This window comes from Microvirga calopogonii, assembly GCF_003347665.1.
In the GTDB taxonomy this organism is placed as follows: domain Bacteria; phylum Pseudomonadota; class Alphaproteobacteria; order Rhizobiales; family Beijerinckiaceae; genus Microvirga; species Microvirga calopogonii.
Genome location: NZ_QDGA01000151.1, coordinates 1 through 9498, shown reverse-complemented (window position 1 = coordinate 9498; position 9498 = coordinate 1). Strand labels below are relative to the sequence as shown.

Sequence of the window (9498 nt, the reverse complement as noted above, 5' to 3'; positions counted from 1 at the left end):
CTTCCGGAGAAGCCGGACCGACGCTGGCTTGGATGCAGTTCTGTGATCAGCAGCCACAAGAGTGCTCGATCGACTCTTCTGAGCCGGACACCATCCCGCTGACCGACGGCATCTGGGCCTCTCTTCAGGAGGTCAACACGCACGTCAACCGAACGATCGCGGCGGTGGCCGACCAGGATCACTGGGGTGTCGTGGATCGCTGGGATTATCCGGACGACGGGCTTGGCGACTGTGAGGACATCCAACTGCTCAAGCGCAAGCTCCTGGTTGAACGGGGGCTGCCGCGACGAGCAATGCGCATGACGGTTGTCATCGATGAACTGGGCGCCGGGCATGCCGTGTTGAGGGTGCGCACGGATCGCGGCGATCTCATCCTGGACAACAAGAGGGATGCCGTTCTGCCCTGGCAGCAAACAGGGTACGTCTACGTCAAGGGGGAGGGAACGGACAGCAAGGCCTGGGTCTGGTTTGGGGATCAGATCGCACCTACCGCAACCGCAGCCAAGTAACCGCTGTTCCGGCACTCTGTGGGTGGGTGTGAATCAGCGTCGAATGCTGCCCCATCCGACGGCCATTAAGTGCATGACGTTGCTGGCGAATTCAAAGATCGGTGGGGTCGTCATCGGCGCCGATCGTGACCCCACCGAAATTCCATTTCGTGTCGCTGAACCAAGGCGTGACATTCCTCCTGTAGATCTATGAGGCAGTGAGGGGCTGAGAGCTTTCGCTAGGGAGTTCGTCGACAAGATGAGCGAGTGGATCGAGGCCCGGGGTCACGCGCTGGAGACCGGGGCATGCGGCAGGGCCAAAGCTTCCTGTTAAGATAAATGTTTCGCGTAACTTCCGCGGACGATTGTCTCATGCGCGCAAAGACTGTCACCCCACTTCACAGTAACGGGGAGCGACAACAAAGAAGATGAAGAATTTGTTAGGGTTTTGGAGAGACTTTGTTTGCCGTCGTAACGAACTAACTCGCCTTATCTTCGCAATAGAGCTTGCGCCCACAGCAAAAGGTATCGCGCATGAGCAAGACGAAGCCCGACACCAACCAGTCCATGCACCCTGCTCTGGAAGAACTACGACAAATCCTTGCCAGAGAGCAGACGCTGGAGGACTTTCGGAAACGCTCTGGATATGATCCTTCCGCACCTTCCCGACGGGTCACGGCACGAGAGTTGAGGAAAGCAGCTGAGAAGCGGCGCTAATCTACTGACAGCTACAGTTTCCGCCGACCCGCCGTTCGGGTATCTGCCCGAGATCGACCAAATGGAGCAGGCGGCATGACACCGGAGCGCTTCGCCCTGATGCAGCAACTGCTGAACAACGCGAGATTCGACTGGACCTATGGCGACACGGAGTATGTGCGTGAGCCGGTCGATTTTATTCCGCGTTTTTCCAGCGTCGTGGTCGATCTGCCACGGATCAGGAAGATCGCTTTCACCCTGCATAAGGACCGTGTGGCAATGGTCGACCGCTCCGGCTCCGCGCTGACACCCTCGTTCATGATCGCCTGGGTGGAGGCGGAAGGCTACGTGATCCAGGCTTCCGCCTTCGATGCCGATGGAGATGGCGTGGCGCAAGATATGATCGGCTACCCGTGCCCGAAGTGCCGGAATCGATGATCAATGTCCCCTGGGATCATTACAGCGCTCGATCTTCCTTAAGAGGAAGCCGCTGTGGAGCCAGGTCCTCTCTAAACCGATCTCGATCAGACGAACGATGTTCTCATCCAGTCAGGCAAGGTAGCCGTGCACGTTGTCGGTGTAGGTATCAATTGTACCGGCCAAGGTCCCGAGTTCTGTTTTCAGAGCAGCGAGCCAGAATTTGGCGAACCGTCGATTGGTTCGTATGAGGTCCTCCTGACCAGGAGGATCATTCCATCAACTGGTTACAGACTTCTTGTCAGAATGCTTATTCAAAACAATTTGCGTAATCTGTTGAAAGGACCTTTCCTGCGCGCCCTGATATGAAAAAAGGCCGCTGCTTCCAGCGGCCGAGAAGTTTGTTGCTACACCAGGAAATGGATAAATTGCGCTTGGAAGGATACGGGGTATTGGTTGAAGAATGCTCATCTCACCTACCTAAACGTAAGATATAACAATATCAAAGCTTGCGCTTAATGCGCGACCGGGAACTTGCGTGGGCTGGATTGCATGGTTCAGAGTGTTGTTTGCTTACCAAACTGCTACTTGCGGGTTTGCCTCGTAGGCTCGTTGGTCGAACTGACTTTCAGGGACGGTGGTGGCGCCGCACGCTCCAGCTACGACGGTGATCGTTCAAACCGGCGCCTTGGCTTGGTCTGATCTCTCCCCTGCTGCAACAATTTGCAGCATGTCATCCGGAAGCGGTCTCTGAAGCTTCAGGGCCACTTCCGTCGGCGCGTTGAGCCAGACGTCATATTCTTGAGGCGTGGTCAGGATGACCGGCATCGCTTTCGGATGGATCGGCCCCACCACGCCATTCGGCTCCGATGTCAGAAAGGAATAGAGCAGGTGTTCACCTTCGACAGGATCAGCCTTCGTTCCACGTACGCCGGTCCAAGGCCGCCAAATACCAGCAAACGCGGCAAGGGGACGCTCTTCATTCAGGGCAAACCAAACGGGTGTCTTGCGTGGACGAGTATCCTTGTATTCTGAGAAGGATGTCAGGGGAACAAGGGCTCGGTACTGCGGCTTGAGCCAGGCACGCCAAAACGGTGAGCTGACATTGCGCACGTTCGTCACCGGGTGATTGCCCACCTTCGGCGGCGGCGGGAAGCCCCAGCGCATCTGGATCAGCTCGCGCTCACCGCCATGATTTCTGATGACCGGCGCCATCTGGTCCGGGAAGATGGCTGGCAGTGGAGGGAGGTTGCCCGCGCTATCGCGGGCTACATCGAAGGCCTGCCGCATCGAGGCCTGTGTTGCGTACGAGCTATAGAGATTGCACACGGGTGGAACCTTCCGTCTGGGCATCCGGGCGTTCGTTTCATCCTGGAGCATTTGTCTGCGCCCAACGTGACAATAAGCGCTGCCCCGCGCAACCCTTCAGGGTATAATCAGGGCAATCGGTGGATCGCGTTCTGATTTGCGAATCATGGCGCATGACTGGTCCGCCCCTTCCCACGTTTTCCCCTTGATTTTCAGATCTTGACTGATGCGGCCGATCTCCAACTCTGCCGATGTCTCGCTTCAAACCCCCGCTTCGGAAATCGGCCGACGGATTGGTGATAAGCAGGCCGAGCCTTATCAGGCCAGGATCGCCGCATCCGTTCGCGAGGCCATTCGGCGGGGCCGCTCTGGCGCGGTGCTTGCGCCCACTGGCAGCGGGAAAAGCCTGCTGGCAGCTGGAGCCGCCGAGGACGCCATCGATCTGGGCAAGCCAATCCTGGTCCTCCATCCCGACGTTTCCCTGCTGCGCCAGAACTACGCCCAGTTCCAGAGCGTTCCGGCTGTCAAAGGTGCCCAGAACGCGTTCTACGTCGCCAAGAACGAGATCATCGGCAATGGGCCGATGGTTCGGAATTCGCTCGACGCAGATGTCATCCCCGCCACTAACATGTCCCTCGTCAACAAGCTCGATGACGAGGAATTCCTGCGCTCCCTCGACCGATTCGGTAAAAGGGGAGGGGTCGTCCTCATCGATGAGGGCCACAAGGCCGCGGCCGAGGAACTCGCCCGGGTTCTCTCCCGCATAGCCCACGCCGGCGGCTCCGGCATTGTTCTGACCGCCACACCATTCCGGACCGACGGCAAAGACCCGCTGGATGCCTTCGGCGCGAGCATCGAGCACGACCTGATTGACGTCGCCACCTATGACGAGGTCCTGGCGACCGGCCGCACGGTTCCCACCAGGTTCGACATTGCCACCGGTGAATTCGAGGCACACGTTGGTACCGATGCTGTTCGGCTTATTGAGAGCGCTTTCCTGGCGCTGCTGGCCGAGAATAAGTCCGTCGACCAAGCCTCTCAGCAGGCATTCTCCCGCTTCTTCAAGGAGGGAGCCAGCGAGGGCGACAAGGCGATCGCCGCTCTTATTGTGGCGGCCGTAACCCGGATCTGGGTCAAGCGTGCGGCTGTCGCGACCCTGGCGATGATCCACTGTGACAGCGTCGAGTTTGCCAAGGAGCTCGCAGGGTACCTCGCTCAAGAAAGCCTCCCTCCCGGTCACGGCAGGGAAGGAGCGAAGCCCCGCGTGGCCTTTGTCGTGGCCGGCGAAATTCGGGTCTGGCGTAACGGCGCCGAAGATGGGCTGAAGGAGGGTGAGCCGGTCAGCCGAAAGATCAAGCGCGACGATCTCCTCGATGCGGCCCGTGCCGGCGGCTTCGACATTCTGGTCAACGTGAATGCCCTGGGTGTCGGTACTGATGTTCCCCAGACCGATCTCAACATCCTGGCCTGCCAGGAGCGCTCCATCGGCCCGGTGAAACAGATCAGCGGGCGAGGGGAACGGGCTCACAAGGCATCGGGCAAGACCCACCAGCTCTTCGTCGATGTCGGCAACTCGATCCTGCGCATCTTCAGCGACATCAACGCCATGCGCCGGAACGACCCGGAGCGCTGCCGCCGCCAGGTCCGCGGGTTAGCGGCCCCGATCCGGAAGCAGTTTGAGGCCTGGTTCGACAAGGATCCCAGCCTGCGCGAACAGATCGAGGAGCGCCAGCGTCAGATCCGCCTCCGCATGGGCGAGGGGGATAGCGAGCAGTACGACGATCCACTCGATCCCACGATGGAAGTCGGGGACGAGGACACCCTTCCGGTGCCGAAGCCCTTTGCGGCCGGTCTCATGGCGACCGGAATGCGGCGGTACGACTCGGAGACCAAGAAATACTCCAGCCGCGTGGCGCTGTTCTGCGACCTCAAAGAGTTCGGGCTTTTTGACGAGGAAGCGGCTCCGGACCTCCCACGCTGGCTCGTCGCCACCCACGACGAACGGACGGGGGCGCAGCAGGCCTTCCTCTGCAAGACCCAGGACGTCGCTCGCAAGTACGTCGCCTTCGTTGGCATTCGGCACGACGGTGACTATGAGAGCGCCAGCCCCACGGACAAGCAACGCAGGTTCCTCACGAGCCTTCAGCAGGCGCGGCCTCTCGCGCTCCCGTGGCTCACTGGGTTTGCGGCTCCGGTGAACACGACCCAGATGTCGGCCGCTATCGATCTCCTGAAGGACAAGGCAGGCCTCCTTGCCCGGTTGCTCAATGTCGCTGCCGTCCGGCTGGTTGAGCGGGCAACCGGCGCTCATAGCCTACGGCCGGACCTCCGCTCGGTTGTTCTGGATCGGCCTAACCAACTCACCCCGCAGCGGCGCGATCTCCTCGCCGCCTATTGCCGGCTGCGCCACCGGTTCGCCGACCTTTACCCCTATGCGTTTGGAGGTAAGCCGACGGCCTTCTCTGTCACCACCTTCGACCCCTCTGTGCTGCCTGAGATCCGGTCCATTGTTGCCAACACGAACGTGCGTTTCTTCGTGATCGACAACCCGGAGAAGGAGGAGCAGCTTCGTCCGAGCCTCGCCGAGGGCCTGATCAAGTCGTCCATCGTGGCCGTCGGCCCCAAAGGACCGAGCGAGCAGTGGATCCGGCAAAAGGCAGGCTTCGGCCGCCATGACGATGCCGCCCGGGCACGGGAGCAGAGTTTCCGGGAGTGTCTCAATGACCTCGCCAATGGGCCCTTGAGTAAGGACCAGACACTGACGATCACACTCGCAAAGACTGAGTATCTCGAGATCGCTGCTGCGAAACCCGGGAAGGAACTCATCAGAGCAATACCGTCAGCCGTGATGAACCTGTTGCTGCTCCTCGGGGAGGAGGGTGGCATGCCGCTGCCAGGAGAGCAGGTCGAACTTATTCAGGACGCAATCGGCAAGAACCGGAGGGAGATTGCGGTCCCGTTCTCGCTGCCTCGACTTTGTGCCCGGTACGCTCAGCGACAGGTGCCGGCGCAGAAGAAGATCCTCAAAGACCTCGAAAAGGCCGCAACGTTCAAGCGCAATCGGGATGCTTACTTGCAGTCACAGGCCAGCAGCGCGGTGCGGGCGCAAAGGCTTAGGGCATAAATGACGCTCAATCCGAAATGCAGCCTTTAGGTCTCACAAGAGACTGCTGAAGGTACATGCGTTGAGTCGAATAAAAAGCCCCAGCCGAGAGTGTAAGGGATCTCAGCCAGGGCCAGCTCCAAGCCTGGGGGCTGTGGAGATTGTGCGGGCAGATACGCAACGCGCCCGTTACAGGCATGTTGGAACGGTTAGGCTTAACAATTCGTGCATTGGCCGGATACTCGGCCCGTGCTTGGACTATCAGGACAGGTGCTGAGCGAAGTGCTTGTTCATCTCGAACATGCTCACCTTGTCCTTGCCGTCGAATACGGCCCGAAGCTTGTCGTCGGCCAGGATTTCGCGCTTGTTCGCAGGATTCTGCAGGTTGTTGGCTTTGATGTACTCCCACACCTTGCTCACCACCTCCGTCCGTGGGAGCGGGGTCGATCCGACAACGGCCGCCAGTTCGTTCGAAGGCTGCAGCGGCTTCGCCAGAGCGGGATTCGGCTTCTTGGCTGCTTTGGCTTCGGTCATGGTGAAACTCCTCAAGTACGCCTCGCTGCCATCTGCAGGGGCAAAGGGGTGGGACCATGGCCAGCGAGGGCTGAACACTTCCTTAATCCCGCTCTGACCATGCCGATCTCAGGATGGAGGGTTCACAGGACCAGCCCAATTGTCACCATCCCCGCCGCTTGCCTTGTGGCTTGGCCATCATCTGCCGCATCGCTTCCTCGGCCCGAGCTTTGGCTTCTGCGTCATGGCTGAGGTTGCGGACTTCCGACGGCTCCTCTTGTTGACTGATGCCATTCTTGCGGGCGCGCCACTGCTTCGCCTGGGCGGCAGTGGCGGCGGCATTGGCCAGCTTCTCCAAGCGATCCAGCTGCGGCGTGCTGGCTGTCTCGTTCGTTCCGGGTTGTTCGTCCTCTTGCTCGGGGCGCTTTGCCATCTCTTTGCTTCCTTAGGATCAGCATCGCGAAATGCGACCGGCTGTTACGTGCTTCCATTTCAGCGGTATGGGTTAACTTCGTCTTAACCATAAAGGTCCGAGGTAAGCCGATGCGGAAGATACATCCCGGCTTCATCGCTCTCGCTGTCCTCCTGGGCCCTGCCACTCTTATCGTTGCCCACGAGAAAAGCACCCGGTCGCCAGCCCAGCAGGTGTTCGAGGCGTTCGATCCTCCACTAAGTGTACGGCAGGCATACACACGGTGCGCCGAGACCCCAAAGGCACAACGTTCACAGCAGTGTGACGAGTATGTCAGCTTCTTCGAGCAATGCGCGGCTCGAACGAATGAATGCGGCCCGCAATCCGTTTACGAGGTTCTCACCAAGCTCATTCTCTCAGGACGCCCAGAAAGCCCGAAGGTAGATAGATTTGCCATCCGAACTGACGTCTAAGTGCGTCTCCGGTGGCAGCAGGAACGCAAAGCAGGAAAAAGCAGCTGGTGTGCGGAGGCACCCTCAATTCGGCGGCAAGTCGCCCCTCGATCAAGGGCGGCTCTCTCGATAGCTCAGCTCCAGGTTGGCACTGGGCCTGCGACCGAGTCCTGAAGCGATCTGCCAGATCGCCAGCCTCGACCTGCTGAGCACCCGACGCCTTCATTGCGTGGAAGCGCATCCGCTCGAGGTTCGTCAGGACGGCGTCGCATCATCGTGTTCCGAACCGGTGGTGTGCGTCGCCACACATCCGCCGGTCGTGGGAGCATCTACAGGGACCGTGCGATGCCGGAACCCATCGCACGCGCTCTGGTGAGAGGTCTGGTGCTCAGCCTCTCGCCAGGGCGCTTCATGCTTGTGCACAGGGTTCAGTTGCGTTTCCGGCGTTCATGGCGCATTGTGGTGGCGTGGTGTTGCAACCGGCATCACACAAGCGCCCTGACAGTGAGCTCCGCACGGCTAACCCTGTCAGGGCGTTGTCATGTGTGAGCGTCTTGCTGTCATCGGCGGGAAGCCTATCTTCATCGTGTGGTTTCTCGCCCTTGGACCACCAACGCCTTGGCCGAGGTTTCAAGACAGCATCTCGGCCAAGGCGTCTTTGTCTGTCCACACAGGCTAACACTACTTTGGCAGGCATGAGGAACCAGGCGAGGCCTGCCGACGTCTTCTCGGAAGGATGGTCCGCAGGAGGTTGTCATGAGCACCTCAGTGGCGTGGGAACACGAACTTCAGTCCTGGCTCGAACCCTTCCTCACCCCTCTTCACCATCCGGCTCGCCGGCGCATGTGCCCGCTCTATGTGGCGGGCCTGATCGGGCCAGGTGAGCGCAAGAGCCTGCAGCCGATGGCCGCCCGGGTGGCGCCCGCCGACTATGACCAGCTGCATCACTTCGTGGCCGTGGGCCCGTGGGACGAGGCGCCGCTCGAGGCCGAACTCCTGGCTCAGGCCACCCGGCTCGTTGGCGGGCCAGACGCGATCCTGGTGATCGACGACACGGCGCTGCTCAAGAAAGGCACGCACTCCGTGGGTGTCGCCTCGCAATATGCCGGAGTGGTGGGCAAGCAGGCCAATTGTCAGAGCCTGGTGTCGCTCACCCTCGCCAAGGGTGAGGTGCCGGTCCCGATCGTTTTGCGGCTGTTTCTGCCCGACACCTGGATCCAGGATCCCGAGCGCCTGCAGCAGGCGGGCGTGCCCGAGGCGTTCTGGACGCAGCGCACCAAGCCGGAGATCGCCCTGGAGGAACTCAAACGTCTGCTGCAAGCCGGCGTAAGCTTCGGGGCGGTGCTGGCCGATGCCGGCTATGGCATCAGCGGGCCCTTCCGGCAGGCACTCTCAGCCTTAGGGCTGCTGTGGGCGGTGGGCATTCCGCGCATTCAGAAGGTCTACACGGCGGACGTGCAGATGATCACGCCCCCGCCCTCGCGCGGCCGACCCCGCACGCGGCTCATCCCAGATCAGGAGGCGATCGCGGCCGAAGCCATGCTGGCCACCGCCTCCTGGCGTCAGGTCACCTGGCGGCGCGGCACCAAGGGTCCGCTGAAGGCGAAGTTCGCAGCCGTGCGCGTGCGGGTGGCTGATGGGCCTGAGGTGCGTCTTCAGGGACGGACCGGTCAGCATCTGCCCGGCGACGAGGTGTGGCTCGTGGGCGAGCATCGCCCCTCAGGCGAGCGCAAATACTACCTGTCCAACCTGCCGCCCGACACGACGCTGAAGCAATTGGCTTCTCTCATCAAAGCCCGGTGGGTGTGCGAGCAGGCGCACCAGCAGCTCAAGGAAGAGCTCGGGCTCGATCACTTCGAGGGCCGCTCGTGGCGCGGGCTGCACCGACACGCGCTGCTGACGCTGATCGCGTATTTGTTCTTGCAGCATCTGCGGCTGCAGGCCGCCACAGGGGGAAAAAAGAAAAGCCGGCGGACCACCGCCACAACCGACGCTGCCGGCCGTTCGGCGCATGCTGCTTGATCATCTGGCGCATGCCATGCGCCTCCGATGTCCCTTCTGCCGTGCCCGCTTCACCCTAGGTTCACTGATGAAAGTGCCAAAGTAGTG

At 60.7% G+C, this 9498-nt stretch carries 7 protein-coding genes; 4 read left to right on the top strand and 3 right to left on the bottom strand.

Features of this window, described 5'->3' with window-relative positions:
- Together DDF70_RS33950 and DDF70_RS33945 are read left to right on the top strand one after the other, a co-directional pair.
- Positions 1 to 509 (top strand): transglutaminase-like cysteine peptidase (locus DDF70_RS33950; RefSeq protein WP_114948973.1); only part of this gene is annotated, 509 nt, incomplete at its 5' end.
- Between the two features lie 771 nt (positions 510 to 1280).
- On the top strand, positions 1281 to 1622 hold the full coding sequence (locus DDF70_RS33945; protein WP_114948971.1) for a hypothetical protein: 342 nt from the start codon (positions 1281 to 1283) through the stop codon (positions 1620 to 1622).
- Between the two features lie 654 nt (positions 1623 to 2276).
- On the opposite strand, the gene DDF70_RS33940 is transcribed toward DDF70_RS33945, so the two are convergent.
- The gene (locus DDF70_RS33940) at positions 2277 to 2930 is read right to left on the bottom strand and encodes an SOS response-associated peptidase (RefSeq protein ID WP_114948972.1); all 654 of its coding nucleotides are present in this window, start codon (positions 2928 to 2930) and stop codon (positions 2277 to 2279) included.
- A 205-nt stretch (positions 2931 to 3135) separates the two neighbouring features.
- On the opposite strand from DDF70_RS33940, the gene DDF70_RS33935 reads away from it, so the two are divergent.
- A complete protein-coding gene (locus DDF70_RS33935) occupies positions 3136 to 6033 on the top strand; it encodes a DEAD/DEAH box helicase (RefSeq protein ID WP_114948970.1) in 2898 nt (965 codons plus the stop codon).
- 240 nt (positions 6034 to 6273) lie between these two features.
- On the opposite strand, the gene DDF70_RS33930 is transcribed toward DDF70_RS33935, so the two are convergent.
- Both DDF70_RS33930 and DDF70_RS33925 read right to left on the bottom strand, forming a co-directional pair.
- Complete coding sequence (locus DDF70_RS33930) at positions 6274 to 6546, bottom strand: SWIB/MDM2 domain-containing protein (RefSeq protein ID WP_170316149.1); 273 nt, start codon at positions 6544 to 6546, stop codon at positions 6274 to 6276.
- A 142-nt stretch (positions 6547 to 6688) separates the two neighbouring features.
- Positions 6689 to 6958: a hypothetical protein gene (locus DDF70_RS33925; RefSeq protein ID WP_114948968.1), complete on the bottom strand. Its 270-nt coding sequence runs from the start codon at positions 6956 to 6958 to the stop codon at positions 6689 to 6691.
- A gap of 1187 nt (positions 6959 to 8145) precedes the next feature.
- Between DDF70_RS33925 and DDF70_RS33915 the strand changes: the two genes are divergently transcribed.
- Positions 8146 to 9411 (top strand): IS701 family transposase, encoded by a 1266-nt coding sequence (locus tag DDF70_RS33915; RefSeq protein WP_114947673.1) that lies wholly within the window; start codon positions 8146 to 8148, stop codon positions 9409 to 9411.
- The last annotated feature ends 87 nt before the right edge of the window (positions 9412 to 9498 follow it).

Excerpts from the sequence above, each read along its gene's own strand:
- DDF70_RS33930 (WP_170316149.1), bottom strand. The coding sequence starts at position 6,546 with ATGACCGAAGCCAAAGCAGCCAAGAAGCCGAATCCCGCTCTGGCGAAG.
- DDF70_RS33945 (WP_114948971.1), top strand. The coding sequence starts at position 1,281 with ATGACACCGGAGCGCTTCGCCCTGATGCAGCAACTGCTGAACAACGCG.
- DDF70_RS33915 (WP_114947673.1), top strand. The coding sequence starts at position 8,146 with ATGAGCACCTCAGTGGCGTGGGAACACGAACTTCAGTCCTGGCTCGAA.
- DDF70_RS33935 (WP_114948970.1), top strand. The coding sequence starts at position 3,136 with ATGCGGCCGATCTCCAACTCTGCCGATGTCTCGCTTCAAACCCCCGCT.
- DDF70_RS33925 (WP_114948968.1), bottom strand. The coding sequence starts at position 6,958 with ATGGCAAAGCGCCCCGAGCAAGAGGACGAACAACCCGGAACGAACGAG.